This is a genomic window from Lentimicrobiaceae bacterium (assembly GCA_020636745.1).
Lineage (GTDB): Bacteria > Bacteroidota > Bacteroidia > Bacteroidales > Lentimicrobiaceae > Lentimicrobium.
In genome coordinates this window covers 109,376-129,632 of record JACJXH010000003.1, presented here as the reverse complement: position 1 = coordinate 129,632, position 20,257 = coordinate 109,376, and the positions used below count along the sequence as shown (strand labels likewise).

22 protein-coding genes and 1 tRNA gene are annotated in these 20,257 nt (G+C 39.9%); 8 read left to right on the top strand and 15 right to left on the bottom strand.

The features are described from left to right. Nucleotides 1-350 precede the first annotated feature (350 nt). Nucleotides 351-794 carry an energy transducer TonB gene (locus H6541_05980; GenBank protein MCB9015327.1) on the top strand — a complete coding sequence of 148 codons (444 nt, stop codon included), beginning with the start codon at nucleotides 351-353 and terminating at the stop codon, nucleotides 792-794. Between the two features lie 12 nt (nucleotides 795-806). Here the strand turns inward: H6541_05980 and H6541_05975 are convergent, their stop codons facing one another. From H6541_05975 to H6541_05945, 7 genes are all read right to left on the bottom strand, one after another. After that, nucleotides 807-1,676 (bottom strand): SDR family oxidoreductase, encoded by an 870-nt coding sequence (locus H6541_05975; protein ID MCB9015326.1) that lies wholly within the window; start codon nucleotides 1,674-1,676, stop codon nucleotides 807-809. A 64-nt stretch (nucleotides 1,677-1,740) separates the two neighbouring features. Beyond that, nucleotides 1,741-3,402: a DNA repair protein RecN gene (gene recN, locus H6541_05970; protein ID MCB9015325.1), complete on the bottom strand. Its 1,662-nt coding sequence runs from the start codon at nucleotides 3,400-3,402 to the stop codon at nucleotides 1,741-1,743. Between the two features lie 59 nt (nucleotides 3,403-3,461). Beyond that, nucleotides 3,462-4,358, bottom strand: a complete 897-nt coding sequence (locus H6541_05965) for a DUF4835 family protein (protein ID MCB9015324.1) — start codon at nucleotides 4,356-4,358, stop codon at nucleotides 3,462-3,464. Nucleotides 4,359-4,377: 19 nt separating this feature from the next. Beyond that, nucleotides 4,378-5,583, bottom strand: coding sequence for a bifunctional phosphopantothenoylcysteine decarboxylase/phosphopantothenate--cysteine ligase CoaBC (gene coaBC / locus H6541_05960; GenBank protein ID MCB9015323.1), 1,206 nt, complete (start codon nucleotides 5,581-5,583; stop codon nucleotides 4,378-4,380). A 16-nt stretch (nucleotides 5,584-5,599) separates the two neighbouring features. After that, nucleotides 5,600-5,938: a DNA-directed RNA polymerase subunit omega gene (locus H6541_05955; GenBank protein ID MCB9015322.1), complete on the bottom strand. Its 339-nt coding sequence runs from the start codon at nucleotides 5,936-5,938 to the stop codon at nucleotides 5,600-5,602. Nucleotides 5,939-5,944: 6 nt separating this feature from the next. After that, the gene (gene bamD / locus H6541_05950; protein MCB9015321.1) at nucleotides 5,945-6,754 is read right to left on the bottom strand and encodes an outer membrane protein assembly factor BamD; all 810 of its coding nucleotides are present in this window, start codon (nucleotides 6,752-6,754) and stop codon (nucleotides 5,945-5,947) included. An 87-nt stretch (nucleotides 6,755-6,841) separates the two neighbouring features. Further along, nucleotides 6,842-8,158, bottom strand: coding sequence for a deoxyribodipyrimidine photo-lyase (locus H6541_05945; GenBank protein ID MCB9015320.1), 1,317 nt, complete (start codon nucleotides 8,156-8,158; stop codon nucleotides 6,842-6,844). Between the two features lie 168 nt (nucleotides 8,159-8,326). Here H6541_05945 and H6541_05940 point away from each other — a divergent pair, with 168 nt between their 5' ends. Then, the gene (locus tag H6541_05940; protein MCB9015319.1) at nucleotides 8,327-9,574 is read left to right on the top strand and encodes an aminotransferase class I/II-fold pyridoxal phosphate-dependent enzyme; all 1,248 of its coding nucleotides are present in this window, start codon (nucleotides 8,327-8,329) and stop codon (nucleotides 9,572-9,574) included. Between the two features lie 130 nt (nucleotides 9,575-9,704). On the opposite strand, the gene H6541_05935 is transcribed toward H6541_05940, so the two are convergent. Then, nucleotides 9,705-10,529, bottom strand: coding sequence for an aminotransferase class IV (locus tag H6541_05935; protein MCB9015318.1), 825 nt, complete (start codon nucleotides 10,527-10,529; stop codon nucleotides 9,705-9,707). A 29-nt stretch (nucleotides 10,530-10,558) separates the two neighbouring features. Then, nucleotides 10,559-12,115, bottom strand: coding sequence for a DUF853 family protein (locus H6541_05930; protein ID MCB9015317.1), 1,557 nt, complete (start codon nucleotides 12,113-12,115; stop codon nucleotides 10,559-10,561). A 122-nt stretch (nucleotides 12,116-12,237) separates the two neighbouring features. On the opposite strand from H6541_05930, the gene H6541_05925 reads away from it, so the two are divergent. Next, nucleotides 12,238-13,071, top strand: a complete 834-nt coding sequence (locus H6541_05925; GenBank protein MCB9015316.1) for an ion transporter — start codon at nucleotides 12,238-12,240, stop codon at nucleotides 13,069-13,071. 62 nt (nucleotides 13,072-13,133) lie between these two features. Here H6541_05925 and H6541_05920 read toward each other — a convergent pair. Then, nucleotides 13,134-13,207, bottom strand: a tRNA-Arg gene (locus H6541_05920). Nucleotides 13,208-13,295: 88 nt separating this feature from the next. On the opposite strand from H6541_05920, the gene H6541_05915 reads away from it, so the two are divergent. After that, nucleotides 13,296-13,634, top strand: a complete 339-nt coding sequence (locus H6541_05915) for a PAS domain-containing protein (GenBank protein ID MCB9015315.1) — start codon at nucleotides 13,296-13,298, stop codon at nucleotides 13,632-13,634. A gap of 6 nt (nucleotides 13,635-13,640) precedes the next feature. Here H6541_05915 and arfB read toward each other — a convergent pair whose 3' ends face one another. The 4 genes from arfB to H6541_05895 form a co-directional block, all read right to left on the bottom strand. Beyond that, a complete protein-coding gene (arfB, locus tag H6541_05910) occupies nucleotides 13,641-14,066 on the bottom strand; it encodes an aminoacyl-tRNA hydrolase (protein ID MCB9015314.1) in 426 nt (141 codons plus the stop codon). A 94-nt stretch (nucleotides 14,067-14,160) separates the two neighbouring features. Next, complete coding sequence (locus H6541_05905) at nucleotides 14,161-14,769, bottom strand: thioredoxin family protein (protein ID MCB9015313.1); 609 nt, start codon at nucleotides 14,767-14,769, stop codon at nucleotides 14,161-14,163. Continuing rightward, a complete protein-coding gene (locus H6541_05900) occupies nucleotides 14,766-15,248 on the bottom strand; it encodes a TlpA family protein disulfide reductase (protein MCB9015312.1) in 483 nt (160 codons plus the stop codon). Before H6541_05900 ends, H6541_05905 begins: the two co-directional genes overlap by 4 nt. Before the next feature lie 76 nt (nucleotides 15,249-15,324). Then, nucleotides 15,325-16,962 carry an amidohydrolase gene (locus H6541_05895; GenBank protein MCB9015311.1) on the bottom strand — a complete coding sequence of 546 codons (1,638 nt, stop codon included), beginning with the start codon at nucleotides 16,960-16,962 and terminating at the stop codon, nucleotides 15,325-15,327. Nucleotides 16,963-17,025: 63 nt separating this feature from the next. Between H6541_05895 and H6541_05890 the strand changes: the two genes are divergently transcribed. Beyond that, entirely contained in the window at nucleotides 17,026-17,322 is a 297-nt protein-coding gene (locus H6541_05890) for a hypothetical protein (protein ID MCB9015310.1), read from the top strand. Between the two features lie 9 nt (nucleotides 17,323-17,331). Beyond that, nucleotides 17,332-17,493 carry a hypothetical protein gene (locus H6541_05885; GenBank protein MCB9015309.1) on the top strand — a complete coding sequence of 54 codons (162 nt, stop codon included), beginning with the start codon at nucleotides 17,332-17,334 and terminating at the stop codon, nucleotides 17,491-17,493. 71 nt (nucleotides 17,494-17,564) lie between these two features. On the opposite strand, the gene H6541_05880 is transcribed toward H6541_05885, so the two are convergent. Further along, the gene (locus H6541_05880) at nucleotides 17,565-17,945 is read right to left on the bottom strand and encodes a co-chaperone GroES (GenBank protein MCB9015308.1); all 381 of its coding nucleotides are present in this window, start codon (nucleotides 17,943-17,945) and stop codon (nucleotides 17,565-17,567) included. Between the two features lie 156 nt (nucleotides 17,946-18,101). On the opposite strand from H6541_05880, the gene H6541_05875 reads away from it, so the two are divergent. Further along, the gene (locus H6541_05875; GenBank protein MCB9015307.1) at nucleotides 18,102-18,362 is read left to right on the top strand and encodes a hypothetical protein; all 261 of its coding nucleotides are present in this window, start codon (nucleotides 18,102-18,104) and stop codon (nucleotides 18,360-18,362) included. 22 nt (nucleotides 18,363-18,384) lie between these two features. After that, nucleotides 18,385-20,220 carry a DNA mismatch repair endonuclease MutL gene (gene mutL / locus H6541_05870; protein ID MCB9015306.1) on the top strand — a complete coding sequence of 612 codons (1,836 nt, stop codon included), beginning with the start codon at nucleotides 18,385-18,387 and terminating at the stop codon, nucleotides 20,218-20,220. Nucleotides 20,221-20,257: the final 37 nt, after the last annotated feature.

The following is a 20,257-nucleotide window of genomic DNA, read 5'->3' as shown; positions in this document are numbered from 1 at the left end:
CTAATTTTCAGTACAAACCATAAATAAATTCTGATAAGGAATGCGTGTCAAATCTGACAAAATGAAACGTTTTGTACTCAATAAATTTAAATACTCATTGCAAATATAACATTATTTGTTTCTAATAGTTAACGAAGTGAGTGATACTTATTTTTCTTATACTTAAATCTTATATAGTATTGATATTATGCTATTTACATCAATTTATAAATTTACTCCAAGCTGTATTTACCTTATTTTTCAAGTGGAGTTAAGAAAATTAAATAATGCTTGAATTCATGATAAACTTAGCCCAAAAGGGTAAAATATCAGGGTAAATGATAATATCTTTGTGAAATAATCATCAGCACATGTCAAAAAAGAGGAAAAAAGATAAGAATTTCGTTAAAATGCCTCAGTATCCCGGCGGGAACAGTGCCATGCGCGAATTTATCAATAGCCAGTTACGCTATCCTGAAGAAGCTTTGAAAAACAGAGTTGAAGGACAGGTTCACATAGCCTATTCCGTTTCAAACGAGGGAAAGGTAGAAGATGTTGAAGTTTTAAATGGCATTGGCTATGGATGTGACGAAGAAGCAGTTCGGGTTATTTCACTGTTAAAATATGCTCCGGCAGCCAATCATCAGTTTAAAGTCCGTTCAAGTCAGCGAACCCGCATACATTTCAGGCTTCCGGGCACCGCACCGAATACAGCATCAACCATTCAATACACGGTTGTTCCTGAAAAAGAAAAACCGGCCCAGGAAAAGGCCGGTCAGCATATTTATGGTTATACCATTACGCTTGGCAATTGAGCATCTTCAAAATTATGCTTCCAAATGCTCATCATTTAACGGGTTTTCACGACAATTTTTACATTCAAGACTTTTGTTGTACTGCGTCATAGCCCTTGCACTCATACCCATACTGCTGAAGCCTCCATCGTGAAATAAGTTTTGCATGGTCACCTTTTTGGTAAGATCAGAGAAGAGTGTGATGCAATAATCGGCGCATTCATCGGCTGTTGCATTACCCAACGGAGACATTCTCTCGGTAAAATCCATCAGTCCGCTGAACCCCTTTACGCCCTGCCCTGCTGTTGTAGGGGTGGGTGACTGAGATATCGTATTGATTCTGACGTGTTTTTCGCGGCCATAAATATAACCAAAGCTTCGGGCTATTGATTCTAACACAGCTTTTGCATCGGCCATATCATTGTACTCAAAAAGCGTACGCTGGGCTGCTATATAAGAAACAGCGACAATAGAGCCCCATTCATTGATGGCATCAAGCTTTTTGGCTACCTGGATCATTTTATGAAATGAAACCGCTGAAATATCGAGGGTTTTGGTAAAATAATCGTAATTGATATCATCATAAGGCAATTTTTTTCTGACATTGGGCGACATTCCTATTGAATGCAGTACAAAGTCAATCTTGCCTCCAAAAATTTCTATTGTTCGGGAAAATAAATTTTCCAAGTCGGCTACACTTGTTGCATCAGCCGGAATCATTTGTGAGCCGGTTTTAGCAGCAAGCTCATCCATATCGCCCATTCTGATGGCCAGTGGCGTATTTGTAAGCACCAGTTCAGCACCTTCATCATGCGCTCTTTCGGCAATTTTCCATGCAATTGAATTACTGTTAAGTGCTCCGAAAATGATACCTTTTTTTCCTTTAAGTAAATTATAAGCCATATTATCTGTTTTTCATGAATATTCAAATTGACCCGACTTGAGGTCGGTTTAGAAACAATTTAAATCAGAAATTGTTCCGGAGAAGTTCTCTGGCTGTTTCGCGGGCCGATTCTAGTGTGGCATTTCCACTAATCATCAGTGCCAGTTCGTCTATTCTTTGCTGTTCATCAAGCTTAATGATGTCAGACCAGGTGCTGGACTCATCAGTATGCTTCAACACTTTGAAGTGCTCCATGCTTTTTCCGGCAAGCTGCGGCAAATGGCTGATGGCAATCACTTGCATCTTATGTGCCATTTTTTGAAGGATCATGCCCACTTTTGAAGCGATATCTCCGCTAATTCCACTGTCAATTTCATCAAATATGATAGTGGGTAAAAGATTGCTGCTTGAAATCAGGGATTTAACCGCCAGCATTAAACGCGAGAGTTCGCCACCTGATGCAATTTTTGACAATTCTTTTAACTCAGCTCCTTTATTGGCATTGAACATAAAAGTAACAGCATCTATTCCATCACGTCCGGCAACAGGCAAAGGTTCAATATTAACCTTAAACCTGGCATCTTTCATCCCGAGCTGAGCAATGGTTTCTGTGAGTGACTTTTCAATGAATCCACATATGGCCAGGCGTTTCTCCCTTAGATTAAGAGCCTGTTGATGCAGAGACACTTCTTTTTCTGCTATTAGCTTTTTACGTTGTTCAATCTGAAGGTCTAATGAATCACTGGCATTGATTCTATTTTCAATATCATTCCGCAATTCAATAAGTTCATCAACCGAAGTCAGCCGGTGTTTTTGTTCAAGCTGGTAAATGAGGCTGAGTCTTTCATTCAGTTCAGCAATACGTTCAGGATTGTAGGTTATTTCGCCGGCCTTATGTTCAATAACAGAAGCAATATCGCGCAATTCGATTAAACATTCGCCCATTCTACGCTCGCATTCGGCAATATCGGGGCTAAAATCTTTCACTGACTGCAGGTAATTATTGGCTTCGTTTAAGCGCCGGATAATATTGTCGTCGTGATTGTGTAAAATTTCATTTACCTGAAAAAGCTTGTGAATAATCTCTTCAGCATGATTTTGTATTTTGGATTCGGCTTCAAGAATCTCTTGTTCGCCGGGTTTGAGTGCGGCTTTATCAAGCTCATCAAACAGAAAGTTCAGGTAATCAATTTCAGCCTTTGCCTTATCATTCTGAAGAACAAGTGCATTCATTTCGCTCTTCAAACTGTTTATTTCGTTGTAAATGCGTTTATAAGTTTTCAGTAGTTCTGCGTTTCCAGCAACAGAATCTACCACTGAAAGCTGAAAGGACGATTCCTGTAAAAGCAAAGTCTGATGTTGCGAGTGTACATCAATCAATTTACCTGTTAATTCTTTAAGTTGGTTCAGATTAACAGGTGTATCATTTATAAAAGCCCGGGATTTCCCCTGTGGGGTTATTTCCCTGCGAATAATGCAGGTTTGATCATAGTCAAGATCGTTATCTGTAAAAAAAGATTCCAAATCACAGGAAGAGATGTCAAAAACGCCTTCAACAGAGCATTTGGCTGACTTATCGGTAAGGCTGAGATTATCGGCTCTTTGGCCGAGAATTAATGAGAGTGCACCCAGAATAATTGATTTTCCGGCTCCGGTTTCACCGGTTATTACAGAAAATGCGTCGCCGAATTCGATATCGAGTTCACGAATGAGCGCATAATTAACAATAGAAAGCCGGAGCAACATAAGCCTGGTAAAGGTATTTACTCTGCAAAATTACAAAATACTGATTTCGTTCCTGATGTTTATTTTGAACTGTTGATTTTATCGTATTTCGAGGAGTTGGCAGGATCTATTTCCTTCAGAATATTTACCGCTTTGGTTTTATCCATGGGTGATGCTTGCGAATAGATATTGACGATTTCATCGCGTTTAGCTTCAAGGAAAAGCTGAAGAATAAATAATCCGGGTCGTTCACGATTCGCTTTGCGAAGCAGTTCAAGGCTTTCGGTAATAGCCACCCTGCCAGCTTCAACATCATCAGACATAACATCAAGGCCCAACCGGTGATATTTATACATGGCTTCGCGCACAGAAGAGTAAGCCGGGTTGGTCAGGTTCTCAATCATCCAGTAACGATTCTTTTGACTTTCAAAAGCCTTCCAGCCTTTTTCACGGGCATTTTGTCCCATGTTAACAATATTCTGCGCTTTTTCATAATAGGGAGCTCCTCCAAAACGAGAGAAAGAATCACCATCAAGCCCCAGAAACATGTACATATAATATGCAATAGCTGAAGTAAGATTTGAAGTAAATACATTGTCAGAATATTCAAGAGCCTGAAATTCAACATATTTAAACTCAAAATCCTTATCAATATAATTGAGAAGTGCTGTGTTATAAGATGATTTGTAAACAGGACGCCTGAGGGCAATATTCATTTTTGCCGTAAAATCTTCACCTGAACGATTGCTTACAGTAATCAGAATTGTACCTTCAATCCTTTCTTCGGGCTTATAAATAAAATTGGTCCATTTACGATTGTTTACAAAATCGTACAATTCCTGCTGAAGGGTTTCAAATATTTTCTTTTCAGTCCCTTCAACCTGAGGCGAAGTAACCTGCACGGTAACATTAAACTCCTGGGAAAAGGATGTTGACAAAATCATTCCCAATAATAATGTTAAGAGTAAGTTCTTCATAATTAATTTTTTATGGTCATTATCTGGCTTCTGTTACAGATAAAATGGTATCAGCAATAGCTGCTGCTATTTCAGTTTTAGGCAATAATCCGGTTTCATTTACGAGCCCATTTTTAGCAAACATACTCACTTTATTGGTATTAGTGCCAAAGCCGGCGCCCTGATCATTCAATGAATTAAGAACGATCAAATCCAGATTTTTATTTTGCAGCTTAGACAAGGCATTTACAGTTTCATTTTCTGTTTCAAGAGCAAAACCAACAAGTATCTGATGTTTTTGTTTTGTCTGGCCTAAACCTGCAAGTATATCGGTTGTTGGAATCAGTTGTATCTCAAGCGAATTTCCGACTTTTTTAATTTTTTGGCTGGCTGGTTGTAGCACTGTATAATCAGCAACTGCAGCAGCCATTATAGCAATATCACAAACCGGGAACGCATGCTGGCAGGCTTCAGCCATTTGTGCAGCAGTTGAAACCCGTTCAATTTTAATGCCCGGATGTTGCGAATTTAATGCGACAGGCCCTGTAACCAGTTTCACTTCAGCACCTCTGTCAGCCAGTTCTTCAGCCAGGGCAAAACCCATTTTTCCGGAAGAATGATTTCCGATAAACCGGACAGGATCAATAGGTTCATAAGTAGGACCGGCTGAAATAAGCACTTTTTTCCCTTTAAAATCCATCGACTTCCTGAAAAAATCACTGATAATCCTGAAAATAACTTCCGGCTCCTCCATACGGCCAGCCCCGCAAAGTCCGCTGGCCAGTTCTCCTTCGTTGGGAGCAATCAGACGATTGCCGTAAGATTTGAGAATATCAACGTTTTTTTGCGTGGTGGGATGATGAAACATATCCAGATCCATCGCAGGAGCGAAGAAAACCGGGCATTTGGCTGCAAGATAAGTAGTGGTAAGTAAGTTATCTGCAATACCATTGGCCATTTTTGCCAGGGTATTGGCCGAAACAGGTGCCATCACAAAAACATCTGCCCATCTCCCCCAGTCAACATGACTGTTCCAGCTACCATCGGTTTTGTTGTAAGGTTCAATTAAAACCGGTTGCTGCGAAAGTGTTGAAAGTGTAAGCGGAGTAACAAAATCAGTGGCACATTTGGTCATAACGACCTTAACTTCAGCACCTTCCTTTTTAAAAAGTCTGATAAGAAGCGGAATCTTATATGCAGCAATACTGCCGGTAATACCGATAAGTATCTTCTTCCCCTGAAGCATGGCTTAAGAATTACAATTAGAATCTGACTTCCTGGCTGTCTTTCAGCGGATTGCGAAAGTGTACCTGTCCGTTCAAAAATTCCTGAACAGCAATAAGCGTTGGTTTGGGCAGATGTTCATAATATTTGGCAATTTCAATCTGCTCACGATTTTCAAATACCTCTTCAAGGTTATCATTCGGAATCGCAAACTCAGAAATTTTCGAGTTGAGTTCTTCTTTGATTTCCAATGATATCTGGTTGGCACGTTTTGACAGAATAGCAACCGTTTCATACATATTTTCGGTTGGCTCCATCAATTGGTGAATGTTACGGGTCACCGCAACGGTATCGGTTTTGATTCTTTTAAAATCCATAATGTGTTATTGTAAAATTGTCAGGTTTTCTAATTGTTTTTGTGCATCTTTTTGCATTTCCAGGGCTTCTTTGGCATAAGAAGACTCAGGATAGTTTGCCAAAAAATTATCTACAGCTTCGGATGAAAGTTGGAAACGCTCACCCTTTTTCTTATCCACGCTTTTTTCAGCGTAATAGTAATAAGATTTTGCAATATGAAACATTGCTGTTTCACGGTAACGTGTGTCAGGAAAATCTTTAATCAGATTTTCGAAATTTATTACAGATGCCTTATAATCAGACATTTTGAAGTATAAACGTGCAATATCGTAAGCCTTTGTCTCCAGTTTAAACCGCAATTCATCAATCAGTTTATTTGCCTGAGCTACCTTTTCGCTTTTGGGATATTGATTGATAAACAGTTGCAAATCCTTAATGGCATCATTGGTAACGGTTTGGTCGAGGCTTGAAGGCGGCGAATCAAGATAACTGCAATAAGCGCCCATAAATGCAGCTTGTTCAGCATTTTTACTATTGGGGAAATTTTTAGCAAATTGCCTGTAATAGTAACTTGCCAAAATATAATCCTTTTGTTCAAAATGAGCATTGGCATAGTAAAAAGCCATTGTTTCAGCCCTGTCAGTTCCTCTGAAAAAAGGTTGTAACTGGTCAAATAGCTGAATAGCCCTGTAGTAATCTTTGGCATCATAGTATGACATGGCCATTTCATACTTATTCTCATTGTCAGTGCTCTTAAGCAGTTTTTGATATTTGCTGCAGGAAGCAAATACGATAAGTAGTGAGAATAATAAAGGAAAAATGCTTTTTCGAATCATGCTGCAAAAATAATTATTTTAAGCGTACAATGAACGGCATTATCCTACAAATATTACAGTTAACTTAATTCTTAACAATATTTAAGACTAATTCTGACTATAAGCGTCATTCAGCGCACGCTTGTAGGTGTTCAGGCATCTTATTCTGGCTTCTGAGTGGTCAATTATGGGTTCAGGGTATAATTTGCTGCCAAATTCGGGCAGCCATCGTTTGATGTATATCGAATCAGGATCAAATTTTCTGGCTTGCTCAACAGGATTAAATATTCTGAAGTATGGTGCGGCATCACACCCTGTTCCGGCCGCCCATTGCCAGTTTCCGTTATTGGAAGAGAGTTCATAATCGAGCAATTTTTCAGCAAACCAGGCTTCGCCCCAGCGCCAGTCGATAAGCAGGTGTTTGGTCAGAAACCCAGCGACAACCATTCTCACCCTGTTGTGCATAAATCCGGTTTGTAGAAGCTCACGCATGCCTGCATCAACAAGCGGATAGCCGGTTCGGCCTTCACACCATCGCTGAAACTGAGATTCATCATTCAACCATTGTATATGCTGATATTGCGGTTTAAATTCATGATTGACCACATTTGGGAAAAAAGCAAGAATATGCATAAAAAATTCACGCCAGATAAGCTCATTCAGCCAAACAGGGCTCCATTCCTGTCCCGCTTTTATAACATCACGAACGCTGATTGTACCAAAACGCAAATGAACACTCAGACGTGAGGTGGCATCCATGCCCGGAATATTCCTTTTTTCGGCATAAGCCCGGATAAGTGGTTCAGAGAGGGAGGCCTGCTTAAAATCTGACTTTGAGGAAATAAAGCCAAGTTGCTCAAGGGATGAAATTTCTGATATGATTTCAGCATGCAACAGATGCAGCATTGATGCTGAATGATACGATTCAACACCTTTATGCTTAAGTTTCTCCATCCATCTTTTACTGAATGGAGTAAACACCGTATAAGGTTTTCCATCAGGCTTTAAAATCTCACCCGGTTCAAAAAGAACCTGATCTTTATAAGTTCTGAATCCAACGCCTGATTTAGACAGCAAAGTCTCAACGGCCTTATCGCGTATAACAGCATAAGGCTCATAATCGCGGTTGGTAAACACATTCTGAACATGAAATGTGGTAATAAGTTCACTGAAAATATCCGTTGGATTGCCATAAAAAACTGAAATGCCTGATTTGAATTTCGACAATTCAGAATTGAGTTCATTTAATCGCTTGAAAATAAATCCAACCCGCCGATCATCCTTTTTTAGCTTGTTAAGAATATTGATGTCGAAAATAAACACCGGCAATACTTTTACACCTGAATTTAAGGCTTCGAAAAGACCATGATTATCATGTAACCTCAGGTCGCGCCTAAACCAAAAAATGTTAACCTCTTGATTCATTGTTTAATTTTTTCATCACAAACTTTAAACGAATGTTAAGGAGGAATGTTCACCATAAAATTTATCCTCCAATAAGAAAATGGATTTTGATTGTTTGCAAAATAAAATGATAAAAATCCATAGCTTTGCAGCCAATTTACAGGAATAAAAAACTAAAAACCAATTACTGTGGATATATTTGAAAAAAGGGTTATGAACCTGGGTCCGCTTGGTATTTATGCCGAACGGGCAGACGGGTATTTCATGTTTCCGAAACTAGAAGGCGAAATTTCAAACAGGATGAAATTCCGTGGTAAAGACATGCTGGTATGGAGTCTGAACAATTATCTTGGACTTGCAAACCATCCTGAAGTGAGAGAGGCCGATGCACAAGCTGCAAAGGATTGGGGATTAGCCTATCCTATGGGTGCAAGAATGATGTCAGGCCAGACTATCTACCATGAACAACTAGAGCGCGAACTAGCTGCTTTTGTTGGAAAGGAAGATGCATTCCTATTGAATTTTGGTTATCAGGGAATGGTTTCTATTGTTGATTCGCTGGTTGACCGGAATGATGTTATTGTTTATGACTCTGAAGCGCATGCTTGTATTATCGACGGTGCAAGACTTCACATGGGCAAACGGTTTGTTTACCCACATAACAACATTGATAATCTGAAAATTCAGCTGAATCGTGCCCGTAAAATGACGCAGGAAACCGGTGGCGGAATCCTGGTGATCACCGAAGGAGTGTTTGGTATGACTGGTGACCAGGGCAAACTGAAAGAGATTGTTGAACTGAAAAAAGAATTTGATTTCAGATTGCTGGTGGATGATGCTCATGGTTTCGGCACTATGGGCCCAACCGGTGCTGGTACCCACGAAGCCCAGGGAGTTGTTGATGGTGTTGACGTTTATTTTGGAACTTTCGCAAAATCAATGGCAGGTATTGGTGCTTTTGTGGCTACACGCAAGGATATTGTTGATTTCCTCAGACACAATATGCGTTCACAAACCTTCGCCAAATCACTTCCGATGCCGATGGTATTTGGTGCACTGAAACGCCTGGATCTCATCAGAAAACATCCTGAACTTCGTGAAAATCTCTGGAAAATTGTAAATGCACTGCAATCAGGGCTACGTGAGGCCGGATTTAATCTGGGAGCAGCTGCCTCTCCTGTAACACCTGTTATTCTTGAAGGCGGTGTTCCTGAAGCAACGCAGATTACTGTTGATCTAAGAGAAAATTACAATATTTTCTGTTCTATTGTTTCCTATCCCGTTATCCCCAAAGGAATGATACTGCTTCGACTTATTCCAACAGCTGTTCATACCCTGGAAGATGTGGAATACACAATTAAAGCTTACAAAGAAGTACGCAAAAAGCTTGAAGCTGGTGCGTATGCCAATGTTATGTACGACATTTCACAATTATAATAATTCAAATGGATAAAAAAGGCTGCCTGTCAGGCAGCCTTTTTTTTATACTCTACTCTCGCAATTTTTCTTGTTAAAGCTCAAAAATTAGCCCTGCAGGCCGACAGCATTATCATCTGCACTTAACAAATTATTTTCTTTGTTGAATATAATCAGCAACATGCTGGTTAAATAATGTCTGAATCTGCTTTAGCAACTGATTATCAACATCAAAGACAAGCTCCCCTACCCTGTTTACCGGTAGCACTTTGCGCGAAGTGCCTGAAATAAAAAGAGCATCAATACTATTTAATTGATTCGTATGTATTTTACTTTCAGTAAGCGTAATATTGTTATCCCGACAAATTTTTATGATATGCTTTTGCGTAATTCCGGGCAGTGCACAATTGAGCGGAGGCGTAATTACACTTCTGTCCTTAATAAAGAAAACATTAGACCTGCTGCCTTCAGTAATAAACCCTTCTTTATCAACAAGTAACATTTCATAAACATCTGCTTTTTGCTTAAGCATATCAGCCTGAGCCCTTAAAGGGACATCCATCACTTTTGCAGTGGGATTATGGCGTTCGGCATGCAGCAAATCAACTGCAACTCCCGAAATAAACTGTTCGTTTGAAGGATACTGATGAGGAGTGAAATATAAAAGCAGGTTTTTACTGCCTGATTCTTCAGTTTGGATAGCTATTTTAATATTACCATCCCCGCCGTTATTCTGCCGAATTAGCAAACTGATATCTTTTAACAAAGCCTGCCGATCCATTAATTCCTGCTCATCAGCCAAAAGCATGGTTTGAAAAAAGCGTTCGATATGGTCTTCAATAAATAGAGGAATATTATCAATTATTCTGAAAACCTCATAAATGTAATTACGATTTGGCAGGAAACAGGTATCAAATTCTTTAATTTGAAGAAGACTGCCGTTCATAATAAAATAATCCCCCGAACAATCAGACATTGTTTATGCAGATAAAAATCATGAAAATATTATTTTCTGCGGCTTCCCCCGAAAATGGAGCCAAGAATTCCCCTGACCAGTTGTCTGCCAATTTCCGATCCCATGGTTCGGGTTACACTCCTTCCAGCCTGCTTGGTAAGTTCCGACAGCAGATCTCCTCCTGAATTTCGCCGAGCAGCCCTTTCAGCTCTCTCTTTAGCGGCTTCGGCACGCGCCAGCGCAGCCTCTTCCTTGGCATTTCTGAGCTTTTCTTTGGCAGCAGCAGCCTGAGCTTCTTCTTCCTGCTTCAGCTTGTTTGCTTCGGCTACACGCTGATGTAAAATTTCAAAGGCTGATTCACGATCCAAAACCTTCTCATACACCCCGTATACATCAGATTTTTTGATAATCTGCTCTCTTTCTTCAGGAGTAATTGGCCCGATTTGGGCACAAGGAGGTAAAATGAGCGCACGTTCAACCATCATCGGAATCCCTTTTTCATCGAGAAAAGAGACCAAAGCTTCACCAACTCCAAGTTCAGTAATAGCAGCTTCCACATCTACTTTAGGATTAACCCTGAACGTAGTGGCTGCTGCTTTTACAGCTTTTTGGTCGCGCGGAGTAAATGCCCGCAAAGCATGCTGAACGCGGTTACCCAATTGCCCCAGAACAGAATCGGGAATATCAAGCGGGTTCTGAGAAACAAAGTAAACGCCAACGCCTTTTGAACGGATTAACCTGACCACCTGCTCAATTTTATCCTGAAGTATTTTTGGGGCCTCATTAAATAACAGATGGGCTTCGTCAAAGAAAAATACAAGTTTGGGTTTTTCAAGGTCACCGGCTTCGGGCAATTCTTCAAACAACTCGGAAAGAAGCCAAAGCAGGAATGTTGAATAAATTCGTGGAGATTGCATCAGTTTGTCCGCTGCCAGGATATTGAGCACGCCTTTACCTTCAGCATCTGTCTGCAACATATCATTGATATCAAAAGCTGGTTCTCCAAAAAAATGTTCAGCGCCCTGTTGTTCCAAAACCAAAAGATTTCGTTGGATGGCTCCGATACTTGCCGCTGAAATATTCCCGTATGATACGGTAAATTGATCGCGATTGTTGCCTACGTATTCCAGCAAGGAGGTTAAATCCTTTAAATCAAGAACCAACAAATCATTGTCGTCAGCTATTTTAAACACCAGATTCAAAACACCTTCCTGTGTATCGTTAAGATTCAGAAGCCTTGATAAAAGCAAAGGGCCCATTTCACTGATGGTTGTACGCATCGGATGGCCCTGTTCGCCAAAAACATCCCAGAAGCAAACAGGAAATCCCCTGTTTGCATATCCATCCAGGCCCAGTTTATTCACCCGGTCAAGGATTCTCTGGCCCGGAATACCTGATTTGCTCACGCCTGATAAATCACCTTTAATATCTGTCATAAATACAGGTACTCCCTGTAAACTGAAGGATTCGGCCAATACCTGCAGCGTAACAGTTTTCCCTGTTCCGGTAGCTCCGGCAATCAATCCATGACGATTGGCCATTTTAGGAGTAATGTGCAATTCACGATCTGATTTTGCAATATATGTTTCAGCGCCTTTGTATGCCATATTGAAAATAGTTTTAGTCAGGAGCAAATTTAATAAATCTGTCGGTTTTATACCATGTAAATCAAAAACACACACTGATGTAGGACGAAATGCTTATTTTTATCATCTAATCAATGAATAAAATGGACACAGAAATAAACAAACGACAACTCAAAAAATCTCTTTACAAAATTATTTTCGAAGCCGACACTCCTGCAGGCAAGCTGTTTGATGTCATTTTAATTGCTTCAATTTTACTGAGTGTCATACTGGTAATTGTTGAAAGTGTGCATGAGTACAGCAATGAATATCAACAAATTTTCACATTAGGCGAATGGGTTTTCACCATTTTATTTTCGGTTGAATATTTATTACGCATTTATGTTGTCAGAAAAAAGAGTGCATATATTTTCAGCTTCTTTGGGGTAATTGACTTTCTTGCCGTATTGCCTACTTTTATCAGTCTGCTTTTACCGGGTTCTCAATATCTGATGGTTATCAGAAGTTTGAGGTTGATGAGGGTTTTCAGGGTTTTTAAACTTACCGGCTACCTTTCAGAAGCTGAAACACTACGCAAGGCTTTGTTGGCCAGCAGCCGTAAAATTCTGGTATTTATTTCTTCCATTGCGGTTTTGGTTGTGGTGATAGGTGCAGCCATGTATGTGATTGAAGGCCCTGAGCATGGCTTTTACGACATTCCAACAAGCATTTATTGGGCCGTAGTTACTTTAACAACTGTGGGATATGGCGATATTTCGCCGCAAACCAGTGCCGGTCAATTCTTTGCAAGTGTAGTGATGGTTCTTGGTTACGCCATTATTGCCGTTCCTACAGGCATAATGACTGTTGAATTATCCAATCTGAGCAGAAAAAAAACAAATCCCACGACTCAAGTCTGTCCCGAGTGTATGCGTGAAGGCCATGATCATGATGCGGTTTATTGCAAATATTGCGGCAGTATGATCAACCCTGAATGAAAACCCAAAGATGTAAAAAGCAGAAAAGCCTTGAATATCAAGGCTTTTCTGCTTTTATGGTGTGACCCCGACAGGATTCAAACCTGTAACCTTCTGATCCGTAGTCAGATACTCTATTCAGTTGAGCTACGGGGCCGTTTCGAGGGTGCAAAGATACATAATTTTCGGTATTTTCAAATAATTCGGATAATTTTACGGCCTAATTTTTAAAAAAAATGTCATTTATGGAAAAAAACTGGGCTGAAGAGCTCCCCATAGCTATAACAGTTACTAACAAAGAGGGTAAAATCATATACATGAACAACCGTTCTTCAGAAGTTTTTTCAAAATATGGTGGAAAAAACTTGATTGGTAGCCAGCTTGATCATTGCCACAATGCGCATTCGCAGCAAATTATTGCTCAAATAATAGCCAATAAAGAAACCAATGCTTATACGATATTGAAAAATGGCGAAAAAAAGCTGATTTACCAATGCCCCTGGTATGATGAGGGTGAATATGCCGGACTGGTTGAACTGTCTCTTGTTTTACCGGAAAAATTGCCACACTTTGTCAGATCGTAATACCTCCTATTCCCATTCAGGTGGTTTACGGGTTTCCTTTTTGTCGGATCGGGCTTTTTTCTCCTGAAGCCTGGATTCCTTGGCTGCACGCCCGGGTTTTTTAGCTATCCTGACTTTTTTAGGTTTCAGCGATTTAAGAATCAATTCAAAGAAGCGGCGCAATACATCCTCCTTATTGGCTGATTGACTGCGCTCTTTCTGAGAAACCATTCTTAATGTTCCATCCTGCGTTAACCGGACAGATAATCTGTCCATTAACAAATATTTCTGATTTTCAGTCAGCAATACTGAAGCAGGAATATTAAACCGCAGTTCAACTCTGGTTTCAGTTGTATTTACGTGCTGCCCTCCTTTGCCACTGCTTTTCGATGTGGAAAATTCGATTTCTCTTTCCAAATCAGGTAATTTGTATTGAAGGTGCAAAGGTTCCATGAATGAAGGTTTTGTGCAAAGTAAGAACAATTCATTTTCACACACAAAAAAAGAGCCCCTATCGGACTCTTTTTTGCTTAGGATTTTGACATTGCTAATTTTTATCTGCAACCTTTATGGAACATCCAATTGCTTTGGTAAAATCAGGTTGTGGCTTTTGACCTGCCAACAAAGCATTTACAGCCTGCTCAACAAATCTTTCCTTCACAGATTCAGGGTTCTGCGAATTATCATCAATAGCCCCGATATAGGCAACAACCAGGTCTGTTCCAACTTTCTGCAATACATAAACATGAGGGGTTCGCAAGGCTCCGTAAACCGGAAATACTTTCTGGCCTTCATCAAATAAATAAGGGAAAGTAAAACCTTTTTCTTTAGCCCTGAGCTTCATCTCATCAAATCCATCAGAGGGAACAATGGCCGGATCGTTAGGATTGATGGCAATAACCGGATAACCTTTAAGCTTAAACTCCTTGTCAAGACTAATAATTCTGTCTTCATAAGCTACAGAAAACGGGCAATGATTGCAGGTAAAAATAACGATAAAGCCTTTGGCATCGGGATAGTTTTTCAAAGAAACAAACGTATCGTCAATGTTTTTAAGCTTAAAGTCAGTGGCTTTATCGCCCACTTGATAGCCCTGCGCAAACGAACTTAAACCAATAAGCAGAAATAAAGAAGCGGTGATGATGATATTTTTCATGGTTTGATGATGTTTTGGTTAATAATGAGTTCCAGTTCTTCATAAGTGAAACTTTTTTCATAAAACCGGTAGAAATTCCGGTTAAAAATAATGGTAGCCGGAAGTGCACCACTCCATTCCGGATTAATTTCGTTAATCCAGTAATTCGCATCCGGGTCGCTCAGCAATAACACCTGTGGCGTAATTTTATTCTTTTCAAGAAATGGCTTTAGCCGGGAGTCTATCTGTTTGACAAAATCGAGGCTTACCAGCAACACTTTTACTTTATCTTGCCGGAAATTATCGTGAAGCTTTTGGAAATAAGGCAACTCCTTAACGCAGGGACTGCACCAGGTAGCCCAGAAATTGACTACATATGTTGTATCATTACGGGTCTCGATAATTGGCTTAATCCCTTTATAATCAAGAACTTTTATATCCTGAGACAAGGCAATGCGCCCCATAATGACAAATAAAACTACAATAAAGGTAACTCTCATGATGAACCAAATCTTATGCTGCTAAACAGCAGCATTGACAGAAATGTTCAGCCTGAAATAATTAAAGGAGAGTATGCTATTTTTGATACACAGTTTTGCCGCTAATTACGGTTCTTAAAACCTGGGCCTGAGGAATTTCTCTTTCTGAAACCTGCATAATATCCCTATCCATTACAACAAAATCAGCATTTTTGCCGGGTTCCAGACTACCTCTTCTATCCTCTTCGAAACATGACTTAGCAGCCCAGTAAGTGATTGAGCGTAGAGCCTCCTGACGGGTTAAAGCATTTTCTTTCTGAAATCCACCAGTTGGATATCCCCCCAATTCTTTGCGCGATACTGCAGCATAAAAAGTAAAAACAGGGCTGATATTCTCTATTGGGAAATCGGTACCATTAGGAATCCATCCATTCTGGTCCATCAGTTTTTTGTATGCATATGCATTTCTGATTCGGTGATCGCCCAGACGATATTTTGCCCAACGCATATCAGAGGTTGCATGCGTAGCCTGCACCGAAGGAATAATTGAGAATTCACCAAATAGCCTGAAATCGTCAGGATGAACCACCTGTGCATGCTCAATCCGCCACCTTAAATCGTTATGCGGAAGCAAATAATTGCTGTAAACATTCAAAACTGTCCTTACGGCTGAATCACCAATGGCATGTGTATTAACCTGATATCCATTATCATATGCCATTACGCAATATCTTCCAAGTTCTTCAGGCGTGATGGTAAGAATTCCATATTCATTCGGGGCATCCTTATAAGGATTGATGAGACAGGCTCCCCGTGAACCCAATGCGCCATCGGCATAAAGTTTTATAGATCTGACTATTAAACTCTTTTTTCTAACAATGCCTTCTTTCAGATATTGGTCAAAATTCTCTTCAGTTGGATTGAGCATGGCATAAACGCACATATCCAATTCATCGTCAGACTGCATTTTGTCGTACAATTGAATAGTTGAAGCATCAAGACCAGCATCGGCAACCATGGTAAGCCCAACAGCATAGCATTTTTGAGCAGCATCAGAAATATAGGCTTTAAGGTCATCATCAGAAGGCACTGGAATAAGATTGCGAAATTTTTCAGCCAAAGACTCCATAAAAATCCCTGTAAACCTGCCGTTTTCAACAATGGCCTCCTTCTTATTGGCAATACTATCCATGGTGAGTCCCGACAAGGCTATGGCGGCATCATTCACCAAAACGGCATGTCCGTCAACCCTGATTAGAACCACTGGAGTCTGAGGGAAAAGCACATTTAACTGCTTATTATCAGGAAATTGCTTGTTGCTCCACTTGTTTTGATCCCAGCCACGTCCTGCTATCCAGTCAGATTTTGTCTTGCTCTGATTTTCAGTAAGCAACTCCAAAATTTTATCAAAAGAGCCCGCTTCAGATAAATCAATATACCTGCTGAGTAAGGCATAACCATAAAAATGACAATGAGCATCAATTAAGCCCGGATAAATAGCTTTTCCACCTGCATCATACACTGAATCAGCATAATACTTACTGTTAATATAGGCATTGTCTCCTATAGCTATAACTTTCCCGTCAGAAATAGCCATGGCTGATTGAATGCTGAAGACACTGTCAGCTGTATAAATAATGGCATTCTGAACAATTAAGTCAGCAGAATTTTTATCACCATGACATGAGGTTAGTAGCATAATAAGCACCGGTAATGATAAAATGTGACGTAACATCAATCCTTTTTTTTAGCGAAATTAATCAAATATTGCCTTGCTAATTGATGATGCAACTCTTTTTTGTCAACTCGCTTATTTCCATATTGGCCTAACGTTACTCCGGTAGCTGCTATCGCACTGTATGGCGGAGCATTTATCAATCGTGAATCAATGGCATTTATTCTGCCAATAGCAGCCTTGCTTATAAGCAACCTGTTTAGGGGCTTCCATTCAACAATGCATGCCGTTTACATTGCCATGTCAATCACTGTTGTGTTGGGTATTATATTCAGTAAAAGAGTGAAGACAGGAAATATAATGCTGGCGTCACCGGCTTCTTCCGTTATTTTTTTCCTGATTACCAACTTTGCTTCATGAGCCACCGGAATGATGCCTTATACACCTGATTTTTCAGGTTTGATGCAAGCTTACGTTGTTGGCATTCCTTTCTTCAACAATGGCTTATCAGGAGACTTATTTTATAATACTGTTCTTTTCGGAGGATTTTATTTACTTGCCCAGCGCTTTCCGATACTGGCCAAGGCTTGATATTTGAGCCGGCTTTAATTTCCGGTTTGTTAAAAACCCCTGTAATTAACTGATTACAGGGGTTTTAAAAATCAAAAAAGTTCTTCCTCTCTCTCCAGCAAAAGGACTGATTGTTGAGGAACAATAAACAATTTCTCATCATGATACATAATCTCAATTGCACCTTTTTGCAGAAAAATAGCCAGGTCGCCCACTTTAGCCTGAAGCGGAATATATTTTACGGCTTCGTTCGAAGGTTGTTTCCAAGGTTCATCCACTTCGGTATTTGCCGGAATGGGATACCCTGGCCCGGTTTTAATAATATAGCCAGATTGAATTTCTTCTTTTTCGTTGTATCCGGGAGGTAAAAATAATCCACCTCTTGTTTTTTTTGAAGGCGAGAGTGGCCTTATAAGCAGCCTGTCGCCCACAACAATCAATTTATTAAGTTTATCCATCTGATTTTCTTTCATTTCCGAATCCTCAATTTACAGATTAAATGAGCTTTTGGGGGCAAAATTATCAAAAAAAAGTGGTACTTTTGTATGGTGAATCTTACAAGAATTTTGAATAAACGGTTGCACCCTGCACTGTTTGAAGCATATACTGCAACCAAAATCAACTGAGCCATGAAAATTGTCGCTTTTAAAGTACGTAAAGCCAAACAGTTCAATTATAAGCCCCTTTTTTACGATCAGAAAAAGGACGAGATGGAAGAACGTTTGAAACGATATACCCAAAAAGAAGAAGCTGAGGGAGAACGTTTGCGATCACGATTAAGAGAATCGTGGAAAGTGCGCGAAGCCAGAAATAATTTAATTTCAAAAAGGACACTTTACATTTATCTGTTGGTGGCCTTTGCTATTATTTACCTGGTGTTCTTCTATTAATATTCAGGGGTAAATACGAATTATGTCAGATATTATCAGGCTTTTGCCCGATTCAGTTGCCAATCAGATAGCCGCGGGCGAGGTTGTTCAACGACCGGCCTCAGCTGTTAAAGAGTTGTTGGAAAATGCAATTGATTCCGGGGCTGATCACATTGAGCTCATTATAAAAGATGCAGGCAAATCTCTCATTCAGGTTATTGACAATGGCTGTGGTATGTCAACTACAGACGCCCGAATGAGTTTTGAACGACACGCAACCTCAAAAATTAAATCAGCCGACGACCTTTTTAAAATCAGTACGTTTGGCTTTCGGGGCGAGGCCCTGGCTTCCATTGCAGCTATTGCGCAAGTGGAGTTAAAATCAAGGAGAATGGAAGATGAGTTAGGCACTCATCTGATAATTGAAGGTTCAACAGTGCGCGGCCAGCAACCCTGCGCCTGCCCTTCAGGTACTTCCATAATGGTAAAAAATCTGTTTTTTAATGTTCCGGCCCGCCGTAATTTTTTAAAATCAGATCCGGCTGAACTCCGTCATATTATTGAAGAATTTCAGCGGGTAGTACTGGTGAACCCTGATATTTCATTTCATTTTATCAACAATGGCAAACCCCAGTTTCAACTGGCCAAATCAAGTCTTAAACAACGAATTGCCAATGTTTTAGGAAATGGATATCTTGAAAAGCTGCTGCTGGTTGAACAGGAAACCGATGTGGTTAAAATCAATGGTTATATTGGCAAACCAGAAAGCGCCCGCCGAACCAGAGGTGAACAATACTTCTTTGCCAATAACAGGTTTATCAAACACCCCTATCTCAATCATGCGGTTGAAGATGCTTTTCAGCAACTGATTCCTGAAGGGTATTTCCCCACTTATTTTATTTTTATGACGGTAAACCCCGCTGATATTGATATTAACATTCACCCTACTAAAACAGAAGTCAATTTTCAAAACCACCAGACAATCTACGCTATGCTCAGGTCGGCCGTTAAGCAAACCATTGGTAAATACAGCCTTTCTTCGACCCTCGATTTTGAAGCAGAGCAAAGTTTTAATCTGTTTTTTCCAAAAGACAAACCGGTGGTACCTCCGGGTATTACCATTGATACAAATTACAACCCATTTGTTAAAAATACGCAGCCTGAATTAAGGCTCCCGCATAATTCAGGCCCCGTTAAACAAGATCCAACTAACTGGGAGAGAATTTATGATGGCTTTCAGAATCAGTCAGATTTTATTCAGCAGCCTGTACCAGAATTAACCATTGGTTCTGACTTTGACACTGAAAATCAAACAGGCAAAGGATTTATTCAATTTCAGAACAGATATATTGTTTCAAAAGTAAAATCAGGGCTGATGATTATTGATCAGCAGGCTGCACATGAACGTGTGCTTTTTGAAAAATACCTGGAACGGATTGAACAAAAAAAAGGCACTTCTCAACATCAATTGTTTCCGCAAACTGTTAAATTGTCAGCTGCTGATACAGAATTGGTAAATGAACTGATAGAGGAAATTTCATTATTGGGTTTTATTATAGAGCCATTTGGCCTCAACACATTTATTATCAATGGCACACCAGCTGACTTGCCGGATGAAAATATTCAGCATTTACTTGAAAATGTTCTTGAAAATTATAAAATGAATCAACTCGGCCTGAAACTTGATAAAAAGAGTAATCTGGCCAGATCAATGGCCAAAAATATGGCCATTAAACCAGGAAAAGCACTTTTAACAGAGGAAATGCAATCTTTGGTCGATGATTTGTTTGCATGTCAGATACCTAACATCAGTCCATCAGGCAAAACAATAACAGTGATTATCAGTGCCGATGATATTGAAAAAAGATTTAACCGATAACTGAATTACACATGAACTATCAGCAATATTCTCCCCG